Below are 24,927 nucleotides of genomic sequence, written 5' to 3' on the forward strand. Positions count from 1 at the left end.
TTAGGGTAACCACTGCTTAAGTTACAAGCGTTCCCAAGTCTGCGTCCTGTAGAAAAAGGCGACATAACCGCGTACCATTAGTTTATCAGGATCCTCTTCATTGAGCCATATTTTACAGGAATATGTTTTTCCGGTTTCTGGGTCTAAGATATCTCCACCTTTATAGACACCACCTTTTTTTTCTAATCCTTGTATAATTTCCAATCCTAAAATTGGAGCTTCTTTTAATGCTCCATCGCAACTTTTACAAATAGGATTTGCCAGCGCATTCTTATCAAGAATCTGAGCTACTTTACCATAAATTTTCCCATCCCTTTTGTAAATCTCTACATGCGATTTCACAACTCCTGTTTGATCATCTACAGTTTTCCATGTACCTATGACTTCTTGAGAGCTCACTTTCGCAAAAGCGAGAAGCACTAAAAAAAAGGTGATTAGATATTTCATATTATTACCAATTAAAAAGCCCATGCAAATTACATGGGCTGTATATATTAATGAATTAAATAATTATTGATTTAACATTCCTTCTTTAAGATCTTCATCCACTGGATCATTTCCTAACCAAATGCCGAATAATCCTCTTTTAAATTTAAGACCTTTTATCGTACCAATATACTTAGCGTTTTTAGAAACTAAGGTTCCTTTTCCAGGCACGTATGCGATTTCAAAATGATCCCCTTTAACGATAGCTTCACTAAAGAAACCTATAAATTCATTGATTTCAGATTGAATGGCTTTGCGCTCCTTAGTGCTACAACTATCACCAAAACCATCTTCTACAGAAGACTTCATTTTTTCTTGAGTTACTACTTCATCAGTAATATCTAAGGTAATTGCCATCGCTTTATCGGCATCTACAAGTGTATTCCCGTCGCTAGATTTTATAGTCACGTACAAGGCACCTACATAAAGATTATACCAGAGTTTTTCTCTCAAGCCAGCTCCATTCAATTCTAATTCTTGTCCAGCAACGGTAAGGTTCTTTTCTACAGTTACACCTTCAATGGTTTTTTGACCAGTTGCGCTATAGGTACCCAAAAGTGCCATAGCCGCTAAAAGTAATTTTTTCATTTTTTATAAATTTTAAGATTTAAATATACTAAACTGTTTCCAAATTCCGTGCCTTTAATGCACGAAGCGATGCATTTAATTCAAAACCCAGTAGTAACAGGTTAGCATTAAGCCATATATAGACCATTAAAATAAGTAAAGCTCCTATAGAGCCATAAATCTCGTTATAAGAGGCAAAGTTTTCAATATAGATTCCATAAAGATAAGAAAATAAGATGATTAATACAGTCGTTAACAGCGCTCCTAGTGATAAAAATCGAGTCGTTCTACCTTCTTTAGTACCTGTGTAATACAAGGTACAAACAAAAATAAACAACATAAATATTAAGGTCACGTATCTAATTAGTTTTAACCATACTTCCATAGAATCTTGGGTCATAAAATCTCGTGCTCTAAGTTCTGCTATCCAGTATTCTACCACTCCTGCTAGAACTACCCCTAAAAAAAGAAAAACCACCAGCATAACAGATACCGCTATGGCGACAAAATACTGTCTGAAAAAACCACGATTCAATTCCGTGTGGTAACTGCGCTCAAAACCATTAAATATAGCGTTTATTCCATTTGCCATTAAAAATAATGAGGTTAAAAAGGCTATGGTTAAAAGGCCTGTATTTTCTTTTAATGCAATTTCTGTGAATATATTATCAAAGGCTCCAGCCGCTTGTGCTGGCAATAAATCATTTACAAAAAGCAAGATTTCTTCTTGGAAATTATCAATCTGAATAAAAGGTATCAAGTTCAGGATAAAGAGAATAAATGGAAATATAGCCATAAAAAAGCTATAAGAAATGGAACTGGCTCTTGCAGAAAAAGCTCCTTGTACAATTCCTACAGAATAGGTCTCCCATAAATCCCAAGCGGTCATACCCTCAAAACCTGGTAACTTCCATTTGTCAATGAGAGCGACAAACCAAGAGATGATCGGTATGCGATCGACTATTTTTTTAATTTTACTCATGTACTGCCTTAAGGCTTAAATCTAAATTATAAACGCTATGAGTAAGTGCACCACTAGAGATAAAATCTACACCACATTCGGCATATTTTCTCGCTGTGTCAAGGGTAATGCCGCCACTACTTTCTGTAAGGCATTGATCTCCTATCAATTCCACAGCTTTCTTGGTGTTTTCATAATTAAAATTATCAATCAAAATACGGTAAACACCTTGGTTTGTTAGGATCTCCTTGATTTCTTCTAAATCTCGAGCTTCCACTATTATTTTAAGATCGCGATTGGTATCTTTTAAATATTGTTTTGTTTTTTGAATCGCCTTAGAAACGCCACCTGCAAAATCGATATGATTATCCTTCAACATGATCACATCGTATAAACCAAATCGGTGATTAACACCACCACCTATAACTACCGCCCATTTTTCAAGCATACGCATTCCTGGTGTCGTTTTGCGGGTATCTAGAATTTGGGTTTTGGTACCTTCTAAAAGGGCGACAAATTTTTTAGTTTTTGTAGCAATAGCGCTCATACGTTGCATAGCATTGAGTACAAGGCGCTCTGCTTTTAAAATAGATTGTGAAGAACCGGTGACGTAAAATGCTTCGTCTCCATATTTTACAGGACTCCCATCTTCTATTCTTACATCGATCTGTAATGTTGGATCTACTTCGTGGAATACCGCTTTCGCGAAAGCGACACCTGCTAAAATCCCATCGTCCTTAACAAGCAATCGCGCTTTACCCATGGCTGTAGCGGGAATACAAGACAAACTACTATGATCTCCGTCACCCAAGTCTTCTCGCAATGCATTTTTAATAATACGGGTGATTTCTTCTTGAGCCTCTTTAGAATTGTAATCCATTATATCAGTTTTCTTTTCAAAAATACGGCATTCCTTTTGTTTGTTCATGGCTTTTTTAGAATGGTTTATGTGTAATCTATACCATACTTGATTCCTATAATTTTTAATAGGTGGTCAAAAGAACTCCACTAAACACCCATTTTATGTATTCAAACACATGTCCTAAATTTGCAACATGAAAATCACACTTCTAGCCGTTGGTAAAACAGACGATTCCCGTATAGAACAACTCACACAAATGTATGTAGATCGCTTACAGCACTACATTAATTTTGAGTTAGAAATCATTCCTGATCTTAAGAAAACAAAGAACCTTAGTGAAGACCAACAAAAGAATGAAGAAGGCAAACTGATCCTCCATAAGCTAGAAAAGAGTGATTTTGTTACTTTACTCGACGAGAAAGGTAAGAAGTACAGCAGCCTACAGTTTGCAGAGTTGATCAATAAAAGAAGTATTTCTGGATTAAAGCGATTGATTTTTGTCATAGGCGGTCCTTATGGGTTCTCTACAGATGTGTATTCGAGATCTAATTCTAAACTGTCTCTAAGCGATATGACTTTCTCCCATCAAATGGTGCGTTTATTTGCTGTAGAACAAGTATATAGAGCTTTTACCATCTTGAAAAACGAACCTTATCATCACGAATAAGGTTGCTGCATAAAAGGATCATTTAAGTTCTGATTTTACGCAGTTGATTAGGAAACTGCTTTTATCTTTCTTGATTAAGCACTAATAGATTTATTCTAAGAATGGGTGAGTAAATGTAGGATTCTTTTCTTTATTTATTTATTTCAAATACCATGGAAGGATAAATCGTTAACTTCAAAGGCCACATCCACCACTTTTGATTTTATAACGACTGGAGCTGCGAAAAAATCTGTCCTGTGCATTTCTCTTGCAAAAAAGCTCGTCGACTGCAAGTACTAGCGAGAAGCCTTTTGCTCGAGTGAATTTGAACTTGAACTTGAAATCGATATCCAAAATTTATGAAAAGGTTGGAGAAGGGAAATCTCAGTGCATCGCTGTCGCTCGAGCAAACATTTTCTTCTTTTTTCTTTCTCTGATCCATATTCCTACAGAGACAGCGATCTATCTTCCCTATTCCTATTGGTCCTGCAGCAAAACGATCTGAACTCTTTTTCTTGATTCTATTTTCATAAACAAGGCGGTATTTCCACATCCCGCATCCACCAACCCTCATCCCTCCTCCTTCATTACTCATTCTTCATCCCGCATCCCGATCCACCCATGCCACATCCATCATCCGCATCCATCAACCCCATCCACCATCCCAAATCCCGTTCCCCTCATGCCACATCACCCATGCCACATCCATCAACCGCATCCATCAACCGCATCCACCATACCAAATCCCGTTCCCCTCATGCCACATCACTCATGCCACATCCACCATTCCAAATCCCGTTCCCCTCATGCCACATCCATCATCCGCATCCATCAACCGCATCAACCATCCCACATCCCGATCCCCTCTTCCCTCATGCCTCACCCTTCATCCCTCTTTTTCATCTTCTTTCCTTAATTTCTTGTAAAATGCACCGCTATCCATTTCTACCTAGCTTATTTTTGTGTCACTTATATGAAGAAAATTTCAACAAAAACGATTCAGGATTTAGAATTCGACGTAGTACTAGCTCAAGCCAGCACTTATTGTGTCACCGAGGATGGAAAAACTGCTATCAACGCCTTAGAACCACTGACCACAAGGTTCTTAATAGATCGAGAACTGGCTTATACCAATGAATACCTTTGGTCCTTTTCTAGCGAACATAGAATTCCTAATCACGGTTTTGACCTTATAGAAAAAGAACTTCAGTTGCTGGGAATAGAAAACAGCACTTTAGATAAAGAAAGTATTAGAAAATTAGCGGTATTGCCACGTACCGTTAATGAACACATCAAGTTTTTTAAAAAATTACAAGAATATTTTCCTGAATTATTCAAGCGACTACAACACATCGTTTTCAACGAAATCATTCCTACGCAAGTAGATTTTGTTATGGACCGGTTTGGGGAGATCAAAGATGATGCTTCTCCACATTTGAGGAATCTGAGACGCGAGATGAATGCAGTTAGAGGCCAGCTCAATGGTAGCTTTGGTCAGGCGCTGAGTCATTATGGACAGATGGATTATCTGGATGACATTAGGGAAAGTGTGGTGGAAAACCGCCGTGTACTTGCTGTCAAAGCCATGTACCGACGCAAGGTGAAAGGTAAAATAATGGGAAGCTCTAGAACAGGAAGCATTTCCTACATCGAGCCAGAGCGTGTATTGACGCTTTCGCGAAAGCTCTCCGAATTAGAAATAGAAGAACTGGAAGAAATCCAGAGAATACTTAAAGAATTAACCGATTTTCTACGTTCGTTTATTCCAGAATTTAAAGAGTATAGGGAATATCTTACTCATACAGATGTGGTTGCGGCAAAAGCAAAATATGCTCGTAAAATCAACGGCTGCTTACCCATGATGGTAGAACATCAAGAATTGGAATTGGTAGATGCCTACCATCCATTATTATGGGTGGCCAACAATGAGCGAGGAGAAAAAACCTATCCACAAACCATACGACTGGCGCCAGAAAATAGAATTATTGTTATATCTGGACCTAACGCAGGTGGTAAATCGATCACCCTAAAAACGATTGGATTACTTCAATTAATGATACAGACAGGAATGCTGATTCCGGTTCATGAAAAGAGCCGGATTTGTGTTTTTGATTATGTACTAACCGATATTGGGGACAATCAAAGTATTGACAATCATCTAAGTACTTATAGTTACCGGTTGAAAAATATGCGTAGCTTTTTAAAAACAGCAAACGATAAGACATTGTTCTTAATTGACGAATTTGGTACCGGATCTGATCCCGAACTAGGTGGGGCGTTAGCAGAAAGTATGCTAGAAGAACTCAACGACCGTAAATCTTATGGTATCATTACTACGCATTATACCAATCTAAAGATGCTCGCAAACGAACTTCCTGAAATGACTAATGCTAACATGTTGTTTGATTCTAGTTCTCTCGAACCTATTTATCAATTACAATTAGGAGAAGCGGGTAGTTCCTTTACTTTTGAAGTAGCTCAAAAAAACGGTATCCCCTATTCTTTGATCAATAAGGCAAAGAAAAAGGTAGAACGTGGGAAAATACGTTTTGACAAGTCCATTGCTGCTTTACAGAAGGAACGTTCTAATTTGAGACGTAATAACGACAGCTTGCGCGATAAAGAAGTGAAAGCTACCCAACGAGCAACTAAGCTAGAAGATACCCAAGAACGAGTACATCAAAAGTTGCAAGATTTCCAAGAGCTCTATGACGGATACCAGCGTTTTATACAGCTAGGTAAGAAGTTTGATAGTCTAGCAACAAACTTTGAAAACAATAAAAAGAAAAAATTGTTACTTGATGAACTGATGAAAATGGTCATCACAGAAAACGTAAAACGCCAACCAGTCAAAAAGAAAGAAGCTCCTAAAGTTGTAAAACAACAAAAAGGAAAACAAAAACAGGTGGAACAAGAAGTGATTCAAAAAGTTCAGGAAATTAGAACTGAAAAAATCAAAGCTAAAGTGGCGCTGGTTAAGGAAACAGAAAAAAAACCTCAGGTTGCTCTTAAAATAAATGACAAAGTACGACTAGCCGATTCAAAATCGGTTGGGACTATTGATAGTATTGAAAAGGGGAAAGTGACCATAAACTACGGCTTTTTCACCACCATTGCACCTATAGAACAATTGGAAAAAGTAGGGAAATAGCATATTTCGTTCCACTTATAGACACTAGAATCAAAACTCTATGCAGTCTGTTCAAAAATAAGTTGAATACTTGGCTATTCTTTTCTCCATTTAAGATTTGTACTATTTTTGAGGAGTTGATTAAAGTTAGGTCTTACAGATCTAGAAGTTTACAGAGGCGCTTTTATGAAAAAATTATTTAGTTGATTAGATACCATATAAATGAATGAAAATAAAGACATAGTGTTATTTGACGGTGTTTGCAATTTGTGCAATGCAGCTATTCTGTTCATTATAAAGCGCGATAAAAACGACCGGTTTAGATTTGCTCCATTGGAAAGTGAAGTAGGTAAAAAGTTGCTCGCTAAGTATCAAATTGATCCTTCTAAAATAGATTCTATCGTATTGGTTAGTGGAGATTCCGCTTTCGCGAAAGCGGGAGCAGCATTACGCATCTCAAAACACTTGACTGGATTATGGCCACTACTCTACTCTTTGATCATTATTCCCAGCTTGATCTCAGATACTGTCTATGATTTTATTGCGAGAAACCGTTACAAATGGTTTGGTAAAAAAGAAAGCTGTATGATTCCTACACCAGAATTGAAATCTAAATTTTTATAGCTCTTAGGCATGGATTAATTAACCTAAACAGTACCGTTAGTACCCTTACACGGCCCTTCTTCCGTGCTTACTTTGTTTTCTTGTTTTGCCAGTAAAAGTATACGCCAGCTAGCTCTGTAAAAAAACCGATAAGAATCATTCCTTTAGCGCCTACCACCTCTGTTAGAAACATGACTGCCCCAACCAAAACAATGATACTACCTAAGGCGATCAAATAAATAGAACCTTTTTTATTCATGCTCCAAAAATAAAGCCTTCTCGATAATAACTGAGAAGGCTTTTATAAAAATATCTGTAAATAGGTATTAGAAACTAAATCCGAGCTGAAAACTAAACCTCAGACCTTCTTCTCCTCTAAAGAGATTAACCGTCGCACCTATAGCCTCAGAACTGTTGACCCAAAATCCGCCACCAAAATTATTATGCCATTTATTACTGTCTAGATCATCTACCCAAACGCGTCCTACATCTACACCAGCAAACACTCCCATTTGTAAGGGTACAACACCTGTCTTAAATTCCTTAAAACTATAACGTACATCTGCAGTACCTGCTAGGGCACTTCCACCAGAGAATCGCTGTGTACGGTAACCTCTCAAGCCATTATTCTGACCGAGTTGTGCGCTTTGATAAAACTGATAGCTATCGCCTATGTTTACCGTAGCTTGAGTCATTGTTTTCAAGACTAAAGTTCTACTGCGGTTCAAAGCATTATAAAACCCCAATTTTGGCTTTATATAACCGAAGGTATTCCTTAAGTCATCTTTATCAGCATTAATACCTGCGGTCAAGTCAAAGATCATACCTCTAGTTGGATTTAACTTATTATCATAACTCTCATAATTATAGCCCCCGTTCAAGTCGACAAACCACTTGCGTTCAAAAAAATCAGGATCAGTTGTAGGGTCAGCAAATTGAGTTTCAAGAAATCTTCCATCATCTTGTTCTACTTGAAAACTCTGCACCTCGATGCCTCCTTTGATGTTAGAACCGTATTCTCCTATGTAACTAACACCTACTCCAGCAGAAAGTTCACTGAGTCTCACCCGATTGAAATCAAAACCCAAGTCGTCATCATTATTGAGCGTTTCATTACCAAAACCAAAGAAGTTCTCTGCAAACGTAGGTCCAGAAAACCTTCCTTTAACAGTGAAATTGACAGTATTAAAGACCCCTGCAAAAGTTCCATTATAGTTGATATCATATCCTTGCGTAGCAAAATAATAACCCGCTTTAATTTGATGCACTGTTGTATTAGGATTGCGATGGAACCCATTCACTGTAAAGGTATTTTGGATACCTATCTTAAAACCATCATCTGGATTAAATCCTAAGGCTGGTGTCAGCACATTTGAATTTGTAATGCTTTTTTTAGGATTGTAAAAGTTGTTGTTATAGCTGTCTGATAAATGCACTCGAGCTCCCCCCTTATTTTTAAACGTATTTTCCTTTGATTTATGATCATAAATTAAAATAGAGTTTCCGTTTTCAAGATCATAAATATCATTATTCTGTCCACCTATGATTCTTACTTTAATAGGGTTTTTACCTGTTCCAACCGCTTCAATGACATCGTCATCATCTAGCGCATAGACCCATATTTCCTTAGTGTCGTCTTTTAGAAACAATCGATCCACCACCACATCGGCTTTTTTACCATCTTTATTTCTATAAATAGTTACTCGAGTTTTTCCATCTGCTACCCGATCAATAACTACATAATCATCTTTATCTGTTCCAGTTACTATAGCGAGATCAGAAAGGTAATCGTAATACCGCTCAGCCGTCAGTACTAAGTTAGAACGACGTATTTTCATGTTCTTAATGATCTTTTGGGTGGTGGCATCTGTATATATTTCGGGAGGTAATTCGTTAAATGCCGCCTCAATAACTTCATCAGATAGATGGTCTTTAATGTACTGCGCTTGAGAGGTCCACATATCTCTATCTGCTTCTTGAGCTAGTGTGCGGTCTAAATAAGTTGCTGCAGTATTGAACCATTTTACATTATCCAAATCTTCATCATAGGTAGCAAATTGCTTAGTTAAACCTATCATGGTTCTCAAGGTAGCAAACAAAGCCCCATCAAAATTAGAATACACTTGATCTCTATCTCTAGGGATAGGCTTAAAAAGGCTGCTCCCATTTTTTTTCTTAAACTGCGCCCATCTCCATTGATCTTGGTGACGGTCCCAATCTCCTAATAACATATCAAACATGCGCGCTCGAACAAAAGCTTCTTGATCAATCTTATACTTTTCATCCTCGCGTGTTTTCTCAAACATATCTGCAGTGCTTTCTATGTCATCTGGTTTTCCAAAGCTTTCTAAATCGTTATGATGGTCTTCAGGGCGTTCTACTAACAGGTACAACTCGTCTCCATATTCATTGTTATAGTTTCCTAATGCTTTCTGTTTAGGTACGTAATAAACTTCTGGATTGGTATGGTAAACTCCTATGGCATCACTTAATTTAGGTAAGGTAAGCGCTGCATATGGATGCGCTGCGGTATAGAAATCAAATAATAAATCTTCGGCAGCAGTATCTTCAAAAGAAGCGGCTACTGTATTTTCTTTAAACACTGTGGTTTGTAAAAATTGTACGGCACTTTTCTTTAATGCCCGTAAATTGTACTCTTTGCCGTTTTTATCTACTAATCTTAAGGAACGTGTCTGATGTCCACCTCCAGCTCGTTCTACTCGTAGTCCACCTTTTATGGAGTCTAAGATGGCTACTTTGGCATTGATTTCTGTTCCGTAAAGGTTTCTGTATTTTGTTCCCCAGACGGATTTAAACAAGCTGCTTTTTTCTATTCTTTCTGATTGGTATATGCTCGCTTTCGCGAAAGCGGGAAACGCATCAGGCAATGTCTCCAAATCAAATTCTTTAGGAGTTTCTATAGCTTTATGGGTAAACAGTAGTTTTTCTTTTCCATTTTCAAAGCCGTAATAACGCACCCAACTGCACCCATCTCTCATCACGTCTAATCGTGCAAAACCATTACCTCCATATGAAAACAAACCGTCGTTACTCAATGTAGCATAACTTTGTTTAGATCCGGAACCGGAAACAATCTGACGTATGCCTTCATTGACAATATACTGCAAGGTATGCTCGTGACCACTTGCAAAAATAATTCTAGGCGCGGCAGATGCTCGAGCAAGAGTGGTAATTCTATCGGACATTTCTTGGTAACGTTTGTTCTGTTTATCTTGAGCACTTACCCCACCACTGGTTCTTATTTGAGTCGCTAAAGAACCTAAAATAGGGACTGGAATCGCCGATTGTGACGGGTATAAATGCTTGATCGCCGCATACTGCCCACCGTGAACACCATTGGTAAACAATGGATGGTGAAGTGCAAAAACGATAGTTTTGTCTTGGTTTTTCTTAAATTCACCTTCTATCTCTAAAAAAAATTGGTCTCTTGTTTTAATCTGCTCGCAATCATCATTAATGGTCGGGTGCTTATCCCATTGGGCTAAATACCACTGACTGTCTATAATGATTAATTGAATTTGCTTACTGATGTCAATACTGTTTATAGGACAACCTACTTTAGGTTCCCAGATGTTTTTATTATCCAGCTCTTTTTCTATATATTTTTTTTCTCGTTCTACATTTTTAAGTCCTTCATTGTACCAATCGTGATTTCCTGGAATAAAAATAGTAGATCCATTAAAAGATTTGGCAACATCGATCTGTGCGTCCAGATGATTTTCTGCAATAGGCCTGAATTCCGAATCCTTTTCTGGCATTCCAATAGGATAGATATTATCTCCTAAAAAAATAAGGTGGTCTTTATCTGTAGTTTGAGACTTTAGGTAGTTTTCCAGCGCGAGTAATCCATCGCTTTTCCCTCCTATAGGAGATTTACCTACATCACCTATCAAATAAAAAGATTTATCAATTTCTAAGTCAGTAGGAAAGCTTTGCTGAACCTCTTCTTTATACTGTGCTTTAAAACTGGCACATCCAGTAAGAATTATTGTTGTAAGTAATAAAAGAATGTTATTTTGCTTTGTAAGTCTTTTAATCATATTAATTTTAGCTGAAACATTTAGAATGAGCGATATTTTAAAAATTACTGATGATTTTGTGTTGAATTTGTTAAAAAATCAACTCGAAGATAAGTATGTGTATCATAATTATACACATACCAAACGAGTTGTTAAAAGTACACAGGAAATAATCGACAATTCTGAAATCAGTGTTAAAGAGCAAAATGCAATGCTTTTAGCAGCATGGCTTCACGATACAGGCTATATTCATGGTGCTGAAAATCATGAAGAAGAAAGCGTTAAGATTGCCGAAATGTTTTTAAAAGAACAAAAAGAAGATCAAGAAAACATTGATTTGGTAAAAAGACTCATACTTGCTACTAAATTTAATGGAGTTCCTAAATGTCCCCTAGAGGAAATTATGAGAGATGCAGATTCTTCTCACTTTGCAAAAGACTATTATAAAGAAACCTCTGAATTACTCAAACAAGAAATGAAATTGAGAGGTCGTGAGTACACTAACAAGGAGTGGCGTAAAGAAAACATCTTGGTTTTCACAGAGAAACATCGCTATTACAGCGCCTATGCTATAAAAAACTGGAATACTTCAAAAAATAATAACCTCCTAAAACTTATAAAGGCAAAAAAGAAAAGAAAAAAGAAATTTGATAAAGAAAAAGTAAAAGTTGATCTTAAAAATCAAAGTCCAGAAAGAGCGGTACAAACCCTTTTTAGAACGACCCTACGCAACCACATCAAACTAAGTGATATTGCAGATACTAAGGCAAACATACTGCTGTCTGTAAATGCTATTATTATATCTCTTGCGTTGGCAAATTTAATCCCTAAGCTGGAACAAGTAAGTAATCGACATTTATTATGGCCTACTTTGATCTTGGTATTGTTCTCTGTAGCAAGTATCATTCTGTCTATCATGTCCACAAGACCTAATATAACTAGTGGTGAGTTTACGGATGAACAAGTTCAAAATAGAGACGTAAATTTATTGTTTTTTGGAAACTTTCATAAAGTACCATATCAAAGGTATCAAAAAGCGCTGATGAGCTTGATTGACGATAAAGAAGAGATTTATGAATCCTTGACCAAAGATCTTTGGTCCTTAGGAGTGGTGTTGAACAGAAAATATACTTTACTGCGTTGGACCTACACCATATTTATGATAGGAATCATTGGTTCTGTCTTAGCATTTATTATTGCGTTTAGTACTATAGACTATGCCACTATTGGTTAAGCTATTGTATCAAATGTAATTCCCTAACGAGATCTTCATAAGTCAATGTGCCTTTTGCCACATCTATATCATACAATACGTTAACTCTTAAGGCTTTGAGGCCCACTACTCCTTGAACATCTTCTAGCTCTAGGTGCTCTACTTCATTTCCTAACAACTGGTTGTGCTGTAGGAAATTGATGTATCTCATGTATTCCCGTTCTGTTTCTTTATTGGTGTAAATGATGGCTATTTTACCATTTTGGGTAATGCGTTCTTGGGTTCCTTTGATATTGGCTTTATCAATCCTCTTTTTGATCACTTCGTAACGAGCGTTATAAGTCCCATCAACGTCAAATCTTTTTTCATCAATACGGTATCTGATGCTCAGGGTATTATCAAAAACGAGAATCATACTAGCTGCTTCGATAACAGAAGGTAAGTTTTCTTGAACAGAATAAAACTGATTTTCCATCGCAATCATGGTTTGCAATTGCCACAGCCTTAAATTGTAAAGGTAAACTACGTTAAATTCCTGCTCGGCAGCAATACTGCTTCCTAAATAAATATTATGCTCAACACCATCTGTTTTAAATCGTTCAAAGAAATGTGGGAAAATTTCTTGGGCTTCCATTTGTTTTCTATCGATACAGTTAGCTAAAGCTTCATTTATAGCCTGGACCGTATTATCGTAGTCATTTCTGATTTGATAGATGACACCACTCGTTTCATCAATCTGAGATTGATATTCCGCCACTAATCTTTCAATTTTAGGAGAAAGCTTCATCAAATGTTTTATAACTGGATTGATCTCATCATTCAATAACTTAATGATATCCCGCTGTGAATTGGCATCAATAGGACCATTTTCTAACTCTTTTCTGAACTCTAATACACGATAAGAAATTTGATCGTAAATAGGTAAATGCTCATATTTTTTTGCAAAAGCAAATATTTCACCTATTTGATCCATTTGATTGATCAAGTCTTTTTTAATGGCCTGATTACGGGCATCGCTACTTCCTACAATATCTATTTGCCCGTACAACGGATAAACATCCTGAAACCCTACATCTTTAAAAGGTTCATTTTTTGAGTTACGAGATCTCGCTTTTAAAATACGGCGAGCTTCTCGTTCAAATTTCCACTGAACGCTGGAATGGATGGAGGTACACTCGGTCTGTATTAAAGCTTTTATACTGTTCTCGTATTCTTGCTCTGTTCTTACTAATGCTGCTTTTATATAACCGGCAACACTTTCTATTTTTATTACATTAAAACTGTTAAGCGCAAATTTTTTCTTGCTGACAATTTCAAGCACCCCTATTAATTTTTTAGATTTTGTGATGGGGTAAAAAATAGCACTGTGAATATCGTTCCTTAAAAGATTGTCGGTAAGGTATGTATTTTCAATTTTTGAAGCGTAATCTGCTACATCAGTAATTACCAATGGCTCAAAATCCTTAATCAGATGCTGGTAACTATCAGTACATAGGGCATCTTTACATTTTTTTTCAACATTACTTCCCAATAAAAAACTTTCTGAATCATTATAAATCATGGATTCAAAATTTCTTTCATAATGATCAAAAGAGGTAAAGCCTACTCTTAAGTTTTCAAGATTAAAAATTTTCCTGAAAATCACTTTTATTTTATCTGTTTGATCTTTAGTGGATTGGGCACTGTCAAGTAAGAGCGTTTTCAAGTCTGAAATCGCAGCATCCATGGTAACATCTGTGAAGGTTACGATAATAAAACCATCGAAGGTATAACTCTCATTTAGAAAATAGTTTTCCCATAATTGCTCGTCATTTGGAGAACGTAAGAGCTTTTTTATGTCCTCTTGAGATAATCTATACTCGTCACTATTTAACTCTATATCTATAAAATCTGCATTATAAGTCACTCGGTAAGTTCGCTCATAGCCTTTGATATCAGGTATTTTAACAAGAATAGGCCTGCTTAAATCTATAGATTTATTATAGTATTTATTTAAAATGATCCCACAAGACATCCTAAAAGTATCAAAAGATTCGAATGCCGTAATATTCAAATGAAAATCCTTTCCAGCGTCCCTAAGCAAGTTGCTAAGACGTTCTGTTTTATTGAATAATATATTAGAGAAAGGAACTGTAGCCGCTTTTATTTCATTGAGCGTTAAAGCTGCAGGAAAAAGATCTGATAATAAAACGCTTATAGACTCTTTATGTAAAAATATTTCATCTTCCTTAATCCCATCGATAAGCTCCTCATGATCATCTACATACCTCAATACAGAAGAAATGTATAGTTTTTTAAAATTACTATCCTCTTTCTCTAGCCTTGCAATGTATTGATCGACCACCTTTTTAAAAGTAAGATTGACTATCATATGATCACGACTGCTATTATTTCCCATGTTTCAAAGATACTTGTTATAATGAATGCAAGGAAATTGCTGTTATAATTTTTGATTTCTTTAACCTGATTAAGGCATAAGTCAATTATTTTAGCTCAAAATATGAGTAATGAAGTATCTGATTATCTTTTTAACCTTTCTAGCTGTAAATCAATGTAATGAAAAAAACAAAGAAACACATTTTATAGACGGTGATGCACCAGGAGTAGCAAATGGCATGCGTGTTTACCTTAATGATCTGGATGAAAACGGGCGAACTGTTGTTGTAGACACCAGTATTGTGATGGAAGAAAAATTCTATTTTGATAAAAAAGAAGAATTGAACAATGAAGAAATAAGGTTTTTAACTTTAGACGGTAGTCAAGGTAATTTTTTATTATTGATTGAAAATGATCATTTAGAAGTGAGAATTAAAAAAGACTCTCTTTTTGATAGCGATGTTGTGGGAAGTAAGTCTAATGAAGATTTGAAAATATTCAAAAAACGTCAATCTACCTATGCTACCAACTCTAAAAGGTACCGCAGTGAGAGAGCGGCAGCTCTCAAAAGTGGTGATAACGCTGCTGCTATGTCGGTAACTAATCAATGGTCTACCGCAGAAAATGACTTCAGAGATTATGCTTCCCAAATGGTAACTAGTCATAATTCTAGCGTTATTGCACCTATGATACTGGGAGAGTTATTGAACAGCAAAATGCTAGATGAAAAAAAGTCTAGAGCCATCTTTAATGAATTTGATCCTAGAGTAAGAGAGACTGTAATGGCCCAAAGAATAGATGCCTATCTCAAAAAAGCAGAATCTGTGGCTGTAGGTGCCAAAGCACCCGATTTTGAGGGAGCGAGTCCTTCAGGTGAGGTCATACGACTTCATGAAGTTCTAGGAAAAGTTACTCTGATAGACTTTTGGGCCTCTTGGTGCGGCCCTTGTCGTAGAGAAAATCCTAATGTGGTAAGTGCCTATAATAAATACCACGATAAAGGTTTTAATATCCTCAGTGTTTCTTTAGATCGTAATGGGGCTGAAAAAGCATGGAAAGACGCCATTATTAAAGATAAAATGGACTGGAATCATGTTTCTAGATTACAATATTTTGGGCCACTTGCAAAGCTTTATAATGTCAATGCTATTCCTGCTACCTTTCTACTGGATGAAAATGGTATCATTATAGCAACTAATTTACGTGGACAGCAATTGCACCTTAAACTGGAAGAATTACTAGGTCCATCTTAATCAAGTCAATTTTTTATAAATCTCATTAATATAAACAGCACTACGATAGTGGCCGATAAGGTGACCACAGTAATAGTGTTGGTATAGATCAGGTCAAAATCATAAATTAAAGTAACCAAAATACCTGCCACTGCTCCACCAAAATGGGCATCGTGCCCTATGTTATCATTAAGTTTCTTCATTCCATAAAAGGAATAGATCAAATAACCTATCCCAAACACAAATCCTGGAATACCAAAATAGATCCTCATAGACGGATCTAATAATATAGCGCTATAAATGATTCCAGAAACAGCTCCACTTGCGCCCAAAGCACTGTAATGGTACTCGTCTTTATGAAAAAGGTAGCTTAAAAAGTTAGCTGCTAATAAGCTGGTCAAGTAGATAATAAGATAACTCACAGATCCTAGCCTGCTCACCACCACATTAGAAAAGAAGAACAGCGTCAGCATGTTAAAGAATAAATGTCGCTGGTCTGCATGAAGAAAACCACTGGTGAAAAATCGCCATTTTTCACCACGATGAATCCCAGCTATATTAAAAAGGTATTTACTTTTAAAGGCATAATCTTGAAATCCTTTGAAACTTATAATCAGGTTGGCCGCTATAATAACTATAGTGACAATATCTAGTTGGTACATGAATAAATTTATAAGGTACAAGATAGTATATTTGCTTAAAATTAGTACATGCAGGCAGTTGCTTTTTATCTTATATATCCTATTCTTTGGATCATTTCACGTTTGCCATTTTCTATTGTTTATTTGTTGAGTGACTTCTTTTATTTTGTTACTTATTACGTCATCGGTTATCGTAAAGGGGTCATTAAAAATAATTTAAGAATTGCTTTTCCTAAAAAGAATGAAAAAGAAATTACGCGACTAGCTAAGAAAAGTACACAACACTTTTGCGATATTTTTATAGAGATGATCAAGTCCATGGGAATGAGCGAGAAATCGATGAAAAAAAGATTTACTTGTAGCAATCCTGAAATGGTAAACGCTTTCGCGAAAGCGAATCAACCCATAATCGCTATGTTCGGCCACCAGGCAAGCTATGAATGGACTATGGTACTCGATAATGTATTGGATTATAAAGTCTATGCCATTTATAAACCTTTAAAGAACAAAAGGTTGAATAATTTAATCGTTAACATTAGAAAGAAATTCAATAGTGAATTGGTCGCTATGAAAAAAGCTACCGCAGTAATGAGCAAATCTGCAGAAACAGAAGCTGCTTTATTTGCACTGGTGGCAGATCAATCTCCTAAAGCAGGACGCGCTCAGTATTTTACCAGCTTCTTTAATGTACCTAGTGCTGTTTTTAAAGGTGCCGAACGCATTGCTAAAGAATACCACACAGCAGTTGTTTTTCTTAAAGTCGCTAAAGTAAAACGAGGCTATTACGAGACAGAATTTGTCACTATTACCCCAAACGGAGCAGAAACAAAAGACTGGGAAATAACAGATACATTTTTCCAACTGCTCGAAGAACAAATCATCAAGCAGCCAGAATATTATTTATGGTCTCATAAAAGATGGAAATCTAATTTAGGTAATACTACGCGTGCTGTTGAGCTATCTCCTCGAGTTCAGCTATAAAACGATCTGCTAAATCATCAGCTGTTTTTTGAGTAGGCGCCTCTGTATAGATACGTATAATAGGTTCTGTATTGGATTTTCTCATGTGCACCCATTGGTCTGCAAAATCGATCTTAATACCATCAATACTCGTTACTTCTTCAGTTTCGTATTTTTTATGAATATCCGCTAGAATAGCGTCTACTGGCATTCCTTTAACCAGCTGTACTTTTTTCTTGCTCATAAAATAAGAAGGGTAACTGGCTCTTAATTCGCTTACTTTCATTTTCTTTTCAGTAAGTAAAGAAAGAAACATCGCTACACCTACTAAGGCATCTCTTCCGTAATGTGATTCAGGATAGATGATACCCCCATTTCCTTCTCCACCTATAACCGCGTGTTTTTCTTTCATTTTTTGCACCACGTTGACCTCACCTACCGCTGCTGCGTAGTAAGTACCACCATGCTTTTCAGTCACATCACGTAGAGCTCTTGAGGAAGAAAGGTTAGAAACCGTATTTCCTTTTTTGTGACCTAATATGTAATCTGCACAAGCGACTAAGGTATATTCTTCTCCAAACATTTCTCCTGTTTCATCCACAAATGCTAATCGATCTACATCTGGATCTACCGTGATTCCAAAGTGTGCTTGGTGTTCTTTTACCGCTTTACATAAATCTCCTAAGTGTTCTTTAAGAGGTTCTGGATTATGAGGAAAGTGACCTGTAGGGTCGCAGTACAACTCTACTACTTCTACTCCTAGTGCTTTACATAATGCTGGAATAGCGATACCTCCGGTACTGTTCACACCATCTACGACCACTTTAAATCCAGCCGCTTTGATGGCCTCTATTTGAGTAACTTCCATATCCAGCACCATTTGAATATGACGGTCTATATAATCTTCTATGATTTGAACCGTTCCTAGATCGTCCACTTCCGAATAATAGAAATCTTCTTTATCTGCACTGTCTAGAATTTTCTGTCCTTCTGCTCCATCTAAAAATTCTCCTTTGCTATTCAGTAACTTTAAAGCATTCCATTGTTTTGGGTTATGACTAGCCGTAAGAATGATACCGCCGTCTGCCTGTTCATTAGGTACCGCAAGTTCTACAGTTGGAGTCGTACTCAACCCTAAATCTACGATATGACACCCCATACCTATCAAGGTGTTTTGTACTAAGGATTGTATCATCGAGCCGCTTAACCTGGCATCTCTTCCTATAACTACTTTAGGAGCCGCTTTACCGACGTTTTCTTTGATCCATATGGCATAGGCGCTGGCAAACTTAACCGCGTCTAAAGGAGTTAGATTATCACCTGGTGCACCGCCTATGGTTCCACGTATTCCTGAAATAGATTTTATAAGAGTCATTAATTATTGGTTTACATTTACGACAAAAGTAATCTTTCTAAAAAACCTTTACCAATTACATCTATGAATTATCTCGCTCACATTTACCTTTCCAAAGAAGACAAAGAATTGAGAATAGGTAATTTTATAGCAGATGCTGTTAAAGGAAAAGACTTCAGTATGTTTCCAGATCGTGTGGCACAGGGAATTATACTACACCGCCATATTGATACCTTTACAGATACACATGCAGTCGTAAGGCAAAGCAAAGACTTGATCAGAGAAAAATACGGACACTGGAGCGGTGTTATTGTAGATATTTACTACGATCATTTTCTTGCGGCTAACTGGTCTGACTTTCATAAAACACCTTTAGCAGATTATGTGCAAGAATTTTATAATGATCTACAAGAACAGCATGCTATATTACCAGAGCGGGTTCAAAGGTTCTTACCTTATATGCTAGAACAAAACTGGTTGTATAATTATGCAACCGTAGAAGGTATTTCAAGGATTTTTGAACAAATGAATCACAGAACAAAAGGGAAAAGCAAGATGAACTTTGCTCCTATTGATTTACTAAAATACTACCAAGAACTGGAAGGGCATTTCAGACTATTTTTTGAGGATTTGAAATTACATGTGGAAGAACGCAGATTAGAAATATAAGAACACCAATTGATATGCCTAATTCCTATTTTAAAAAAACCACCATCATTACTTCGCTCTCTCACAAGTGAATCCGCTACCTTTAAAACTTCCCTACAAACCTGCAGTCTTTAAATCAATGCATAACTAATTTTAGGCCTTGTATATAAAACATAGGACGTACTGCTACAAATAAAACAAGTTGAAAACTACAGGCTTTTAAATTCTTTAAAATATTGAAGGACCGTCAAGTGATTGTCCTGAGTATAATCTAAATGAGTCACCAACCTTAACTTGCCTTGCCCCATATTGCTGATGATCAAGTTTTTTGAAACACAATAATCCATTACAGCTTTCTCATCTTTCACCTCAAAGATGACAATGTTAGTCTCTACCGGCTCTACTTTTACTACATAATCAAGAGAAGCGAGTAGGTTACCCAATTCTTGTGCCCTAGCGTTATCTTCTGCCAGTCTATCAAAATTGTGATCCAGCGCATAATTTGCTGCTGCTGCCATAAAGCCTATTTGTCGCATCCCGCCGCCTAAAACTTTACGTACACGCATCGCTTTTTTCATGATCTCTTTCTTACCGGTAAGAACGGTACCTAGTGGTGTTCCCATTCCTTTAGAAAAACAGACCGAAATAGTATCAAAAACTCCTCCATATTCTTTAGGATTTTGTCCAGTGGCCACCAGCGCATTCCATAAACGTGCGCCGTCCAGATGCAGTCCCAGACCATGTTTTATACAAACAGCTTTAATTTCTTGAAAGGTTTGAAAATCATAACATGCGCCACCACCTTTATTAGTGGTGTTTTCTAAACATACCAAAGAAGTCAATGGGCTGTGATAAAAATCTGGCGGATTGATCGCTGCTTCTACTTGAGCAGCGGTTACCATACCTCTGGATCCATCTAACAACTTACAAGAAACACCACTATTAAAAGAAACGCCACCACCTTCATAATTATAAACATGTGCATATTTATCGCATATCAACTGCTCTCCAGGTTGTGTGTGCATTTTAATCGCGGCTTGATTTGCCATACTTCCAGTAGGGAAAAATAATGCATCATCCATCCCAAATAGCTCTGCCACTCGCCTTTCTAATTCATTAACCGTTGGATCTTCCTTATAAACGTCGTCTCCTACTTCGGCATGGAACATGGCCTCCATCATTCCTTTGGAAGGTTTTGTTACTGTATCACTTCTTAAATCTATCATTTATTTATGGTTGTTAGTCTTTCGTGCCGCATTACTTCGATAAACTCATTACGAGCAAGTGCGGCATCAACTTTATGTGTTTCGCTTTCGCGAAAGCGATATTCATAAAAGCGCTATAAAAATAATATCTATACCACACACAAGCATGGATAAAAGCAACTAATTTAATTCTATTTTTGCAGTAGTTGAAAATGACCCTATGATCACTGCCGAACAGGTTAAAGAATTACAAGAACGCGTCCTAAAACTAAAGGATTACTTACAGATTGATGCCAAGAAAATTGAGATCACTAATCTAGAGGAGAAAACCTTTTCTCCAGATTTCTGGAACAAACCTAAAGATGCCGAAGTGATCATGAAACTATTGCGTAACAAAAAGCAATGGACCACAGACTATGCTACCGCTGTGACGCTTACAGAAGACCTAGAAGTGCTCTTTGAGTTTTTTAAAGAAGAGGAGGCTAGTGAAGAAGATGTCATGGCTAAGCACCAGGCCGCAAAAGACCTTATTGAAAAGCTAGAGTTTAAAAACATGCTTTCTAACGAAGGTGATGACATGAGCGCAGTGCTTCAAATAACTGCTGGAGCTGGTGGTACTGAATCTTGTGACTGGGCAGAGATGCTCATGAGAATGTACATGATGTGGGCAGAAAAGAACGGTTATAAAGTAAAAGAACTCAACTTTCAAGCTGGTGATGTTGCTGGTATTAAAACTGTCACGATAGAAATAGAAGGAGATTATAGTTTTGGCTGGTTAAAAAGTGAAAACGGTGTACACAGATTAGTGCGCATCTCGCCTTTTGATTCTAATGCAAAACGTCATACTTCTTTTGCCTCGGTTTATGTGTATCCGCTAGCAGACGATTCTATAGAAATAGATATCAACCCAGCAGATATCAAATGGGATTTTGCTCGCTCAAGTGGCGCTGGTGGACAAAATGTAAATAAGGTAGAAACCAAGGCTATTTTAACACACCATCCTTCTGGAATCATTATTCATAATTCTGAAACGCGATCTCAATTAGAAAACCGAGAGAAAGCCATGCAAATGTTGAAATCTCAGCTTTTTGAAATTGAATTACAAAAACGCAATGCGGCACGAAAAGAAATAGAAGCCGGTAAGATGAAAATAGAATGGGGTTCTCAAATACGCAATTATGTATTGCATCCTTACAAACTGATAAAAGATGTAAGAACCGGTCATGAAACTGGTAATACAGATGCTGTTCTTAACGGGGATTTAGATGCTTTTCTTAAGGCTTTCTTAATGGAAGATGGTAAAGAAGTCCCTAGTGACGAGCTTTAACATAAGTTTAGTGAGGCTAGGTTAATCCTTTAAATAGTTTGGCGGTCTTAGAAGAAAACCTAAAGACTGTTATGAAGAATTTTCTACTCTTATTGTTGCTCTTAACCTCGGCATTTAGCTATTCACAAAATTCAAATCCCATTACTGTAAAAGGGAAACTAGTTGACAAAGATTCTAGAGCTCCCTTAGAATTTGCTACTATTTCTTTTATAAGCACTAAGCCAGACCAACTTCCTCAAGGAGGTGTTACCGACTTAGAAGGTAATTACAGCATCAGTGTTCTTCCAGGAACCTATACCGTAAAATGGGAATACATCACTTTTAAAAGTATCAGTAAAGAAAATCAAGTCCTTACAGAAGACAAAGATTACGGGCTTATTTCTTTAGTTCAAGATATCGCAGAGCTTGATGCCGCTATAGTCGTTGCAGAGAAAACAACTGTAGATATCAGACTGGATAAAAAAATCTATAACATAGGTAAAGATCTTACCGTACAAGGTGGAACAGCCAGTGATGTTCTTGATAATGTACCTTCAGTTTCTGTAGATGTAGAAGGAAACGTTGCCTTAAGAGGAAATAATAGTGTGCGTATTCTAATTGATGGTCGACCTAGTGCCTTGGTAGGCTTTAACGGTGCAGAAGCCTTACGTCAAATTCCATCAGAAGCTATTGAAAGGATTGAAGTGATTACTTCACCTAGCGCAAGATATGACGCCGAAGGAACTGCGGGTATTTTAAATATCATCCTGCGAAAAAATCGCATTATAGGTTTTAATGGCTCTATTAATTTAAACACGAGTTACCCTGAAAGTTATGGAGCCTCTACCAACTTAAATTTCCGTACCACCAAATGGAATCTTTTTACCAATACAGGTTACCGATACAGAACTTCTCCTGGAAATGCTCTTACCAACATTGAATACAAATTTCCTGACACTTCTCCAACAGGCACAGATTTATTAGGGGTAAATGAAAGTCGTGATTTTGACCGTTTAGGAAGAAGTTATTTTACCAGTTTTGGAGCTGAATATTTTATAAATGATGAAAGTAGTATTCTAGCTAATGTCGTCTATCGCTTAGGTAATGATAATGATGTAACTACAAATAACAACCAGCGATTTTTTTCTGATACGACCCTTAATGAAACTAACTTAAGAGAAGAGCAAGAAGCTGAAGATGAAAATGATATTCAATTTTCTTTAGATTATCAAAGCGATTTAGATAAGAATGGACAAAAACTAAAAGCAAGTGCACAATTTTCAACCTCTGTAGAAGATCAGGAATCAAATATCCTACAAACTGAAATTATTTCCAATACGATCAATGACTTGGAACGTGTTCTAGAAACAGAAGATGAAACAGAAGCCTTGATACAGGTTGATTGGGAAAAACCAGTTGGTGAAGACATACAGTATGAAGCAGGTTATCGCGGTAACTACAGAGATATCTCTAACAGTTTCTACTTTGAAGAAAGAGAAGATTTTCCAAGTGGACTTTTAATTCCAGATGTAACTTTAAACAACACCTTTAGTTATGAAGAGTTTGTGAACGCTTTCTATGGACAATACGGTCAGGAGTTTGGTAAATTTTCCATGCTTGCTGGTTTAAGATTTGAACAAACCAATATTTCTATCCACCAAGAAACCACAGATGTGACCAGCAAAAAAGAATACAGCAGTTTGTTCCCTACATTAAATCTAGGTTATGAAATACAAGACGGTGAGAATTTTACCTTAGGCTATAACCGAAGAGTACGAAGGCCGAGAGGACGTAGATTGAATCCGTTTTCAGGTAGGTCGAGTCAAAATTCCTTTTATCAAGGGAATGTAGATCTAGATCCGACCTTTTCAAATCAAGTGGACTTAGGTTATTTAAGAAGGTGGAAAAAATTGACATTGAGCACATCTCTTTATTTTAATCGCAGTACTGATAATGTAGAAACTATTGAAACTACCAGGTTAGTAGATGGAAATCAAGCCGTTTTTAGATTTCCAGTGAATCTTTCTACAGAAGAGCGATTAGGCTATGAGCTTACTCTTACTTACCGACCTTTCAAGTGGTGGACCATCAATAGCGATGTAAATGTTTTTAGAGTAGAAACTGATGGAGACTTTGAAGATCTAAACTTTGATTTTGTAAATACCACTTACTTTTTAAGATTAAATCAAAAATTTGAGCTGCCGGCTAAAATTGATTTTCAAACACGTATCAATTACCGCGGGGCATCAGAAAGTGCTCAAGGATCTCAAAACGGTATTGCTACCATAAATCTTGCAGCTAGTAAAGAGATTTTAAAAGGACAAGGGTCACTTACTCTTAATGTGAGTGATTTATTAAATGCAAGACGTCGAGAATCATTCACCAATACTCCTAGTTTTGTTTCTAACAGTAGGTTCCAATGGAGAGAGCGTCAAGTAACCCTTTCATTTATATACACATTCAACCAAAGAAAGAAAAACAACGATCGTGGTGGTGAAGGTGAAGAATACGAATTTGAAGGATAGATGGCATTTTTATAAAATGTAATGGACTCTATAACAGTGGTAAAAAGGTGAAATATAATGTTGTCGCTGTCGCCATAGGCTCTATTGAATATCGATGAAGATAGCGACAGATGAAGTGGCGTATTGTGTAGGTATTTAATAAAAAAAGGAAATAAAAAAATCTAAAAACAAA

The 24,927-nt window shown here is 36.7% G+C and carries 19 protein-coding genes; 9 read left to right on the top strand and 10 right to left on the bottom strand.

The features are described 5' to 3' along the window. Positions 1–21: 21 nt before the first annotated feature. From F0365_RS14640 to nadC, 4 genes are all read right to left on the bottom strand, one after another. Positions 22–447, bottom strand: a complete 426-nt coding sequence (locus F0365_RS14640; protein ID WP_169934377.1) for a DUF2147 domain-containing protein — start codon at positions 445–447, stop codon at positions 22–24. Between the two features lie 63 nt (positions 448–510). After that, a complete protein-coding gene (locus tag F0365_RS14645) occupies positions 511–1,074 on the bottom strand; it encodes a chalcone isomerase family protein (protein WP_169934378.1) in 564 nt (187 codons plus the stop codon). A gap of 28 nt (positions 1,075–1,102) precedes the next feature. Continuing rightward, entirely contained in the window at positions 1,103–2,035 is a 933-nt protein-coding gene (locus tag F0365_RS14650; RefSeq protein WP_169934379.1) for a YihY/virulence factor BrkB family protein, read from the bottom strand. Then, positions 2,028–2,894, bottom strand: a complete 867-nt coding sequence (gene nadC / locus F0365_RS14655; RefSeq protein ID WP_169934877.1) for a carboxylating nicotinate-nucleotide diphosphorylase — start codon at positions 2,892–2,894, stop codon at positions 2,028–2,030. The genes F0365_RS14650 and nadC overlap by 8 nt, the downstream gene beginning before the upstream one ends. Before the next feature lie 175 nt (positions 2,895–3,069). On the opposite strand from nadC, the gene rlmH reads away from it, so the two are divergent. The 3 genes from rlmH (at position 3,070) to F0365_RS14670 (ending at position 7,276) form a co-directional block, all read left to right on the top strand. Then, positions 3,070–3,543 (top strand): 23S rRNA (pseudouridine(1915)-N(3))-methyltransferase RlmH, encoded by a 474-nt coding sequence (gene rlmH / locus F0365_RS14660; protein ID WP_169934380.1) that lies wholly within the window; start codon positions 3,070–3,072, stop codon positions 3,541–3,543. 952 nt (positions 3,544–4,495) lie between these two features. Next, positions 4,496–6,673 carry an endonuclease MutS2 gene (locus F0365_RS14665; RefSeq protein WP_169934381.1) on the top strand — a complete coding sequence of 726 codons (2,178 nt, stop codon included), beginning with the start codon at positions 4,496–4,498 and terminating at the stop codon, positions 6,671–6,673. A 201-nt stretch (positions 6,674–6,874) separates the two neighbouring features. Then, entirely contained in the window at positions 6,875–7,276 is a 402-nt protein-coding gene (locus tag F0365_RS14670) for a thiol-disulfide oxidoreductase DCC family protein (RefSeq protein ID WP_169934382.1), read from the top strand. A 67-nt stretch (positions 7,277–7,343) separates the two neighbouring features. On the opposite strand, the gene F0365_RS14675 is transcribed toward F0365_RS14670, so the two are convergent. Continuing rightward, positions 7,344–7,514, bottom strand: coding sequence for a hypothetical protein (locus tag F0365_RS14675; RefSeq protein WP_169934383.1), 171 nt, complete (start codon positions 7,512–7,514; stop codon positions 7,344–7,346). A 67-nt stretch (positions 7,515–7,581) separates the two neighbouring features. Then, positions 7,582–11,316, bottom strand: a complete 3,735-nt coding sequence (locus F0365_RS14680; protein WP_169934384.1) for a metallophosphoesterase — start codon at positions 11,314–11,316, stop codon at positions 7,582–7,584. Positions 11,317–11,341: 25 nt separating this feature from the next. Between F0365_RS14680 and F0365_RS14685 the strand changes: the two genes are divergently transcribed. Further along, positions 11,342–12,529 carry a Pycsar system effector family protein gene (locus tag F0365_RS14685; RefSeq protein WP_169934385.1) on the top strand — a complete coding sequence of 396 codons (1,188 nt, stop codon included), beginning with the start codon at positions 11,342–11,344 and terminating at the stop codon, positions 12,527–12,529. Position 12,530: 1 nt separating this feature from the next. Here F0365_RS14685 and F0365_RS14690 read toward each other — a convergent pair whose 3' ends face one another. Continuing rightward, the gene (locus F0365_RS14690; protein ID WP_169934386.1) at positions 12,531–14,906 is read right to left on the bottom strand and encodes a GAF domain-containing protein; all 2,376 of its coding nucleotides are present in this window, start codon (positions 14,904–14,906) and stop codon (positions 12,531–12,533) included. Positions 14,907–15,015: 109 nt separating this feature from the next. Here F0365_RS14690 and F0365_RS14695 point away from each other — a divergent pair, with 109 nt between their 5' ends. Beyond that, complete coding sequence (locus F0365_RS14695) at positions 15,016–16,137, top strand: TlpA disulfide reductase family protein (RefSeq protein WP_169934387.1); 1,122 nt, start codon at positions 15,016–15,018, stop codon at positions 16,135–16,137. Between the two features lie 5 nt (positions 16,138–16,142). Here the strand turns inward: F0365_RS14695 and F0365_RS14700 are convergent, their stop codons facing one another. Then, positions 16,143–16,778: a rhomboid family intramembrane serine protease gene (locus tag F0365_RS14700; protein ID WP_169934388.1), complete on the bottom strand. Its 636-nt coding sequence runs from the start codon at positions 16,776–16,778 to the stop codon at positions 16,143–16,145. A gap of 48 nt (positions 16,779–16,826) precedes the next feature. Between F0365_RS14700 and F0365_RS14705 the strand changes: the two genes are divergently transcribed. After that, on the top strand, positions 16,827–17,738 hold the full coding sequence (locus tag F0365_RS14705; protein WP_169934389.1) for a lysophospholipid acyltransferase family protein: 912 nt from the start codon (positions 16,827–16,829) through the stop codon (positions 17,736–17,738). Here the strand turns inward: F0365_RS14705 and glmM are convergent. Beyond that, complete coding sequence (gene glmM, locus F0365_RS14710) at positions 17,698–19,092, bottom strand: phosphoglucosamine mutase (RefSeq protein ID WP_169934390.1); 1,395 nt, start codon at positions 19,090–19,092, stop codon at positions 17,698–17,700. The genes F0365_RS14705 and glmM overlap by 41 nt on opposite strands. A gap of 63 nt (positions 19,093–19,155) precedes the next feature. On the opposite strand from glmM, the gene F0365_RS14715 reads away from it, so the two are divergent. Continuing rightward, complete coding sequence (locus F0365_RS14715; protein ID WP_169934391.1) at positions 19,156–19,740, top strand: ACP phosphodiesterase; 585 nt, start codon at positions 19,156–19,158, stop codon at positions 19,738–19,740. A 188-nt stretch (positions 19,741–19,928) separates the two neighbouring features. Here F0365_RS14715 and F0365_RS14720 read toward each other — a convergent pair whose 3' ends face one another. Beyond that, positions 19,929–20,945: a threonine aldolase family protein gene (locus F0365_RS14720; protein WP_169934392.1), complete on the bottom strand. Its 1,017-nt coding sequence runs from the start codon at positions 20,943–20,945 to the stop codon at positions 19,929–19,931. Positions 20,946–21,144: 199 nt separating this feature from the next. Between F0365_RS14720 and prfB the strand changes: the two genes are divergently transcribed. Together prfB and F0365_RS14730 are read left to right on the top strand one after the other, a co-directional pair. Then, complete coding sequence (prfB, locus tag F0365_RS14725) at positions 21,145–22,251, top strand: peptide chain release factor 2 (protein ID WP_169934393.1); 1,107 nt, start codon at positions 21,145–21,147, stop codon at positions 22,249–22,251. Positions 22,252–22,322: 71 nt separating this feature from the next. Continuing rightward, complete coding sequence (locus F0365_RS14730; RefSeq protein WP_169934394.1) at positions 22,323–24,755, top strand: outer membrane beta-barrel family protein; 2,433 nt, start codon at positions 22,323–22,325, stop codon at positions 24,753–24,755. The last annotated feature ends 172 nt before the right edge of the window (positions 24,756–24,927 follow it).

Origin of the sequence: Nonlabens sp. Ci31 (genome assembly GCF_012974865.1) — a bacterium.
Classification (GTDB): domain Bacteria; phylum Bacteroidota; class Bacteroidia; order Flavobacteriales; family Flavobacteriaceae; genus Nonlabens.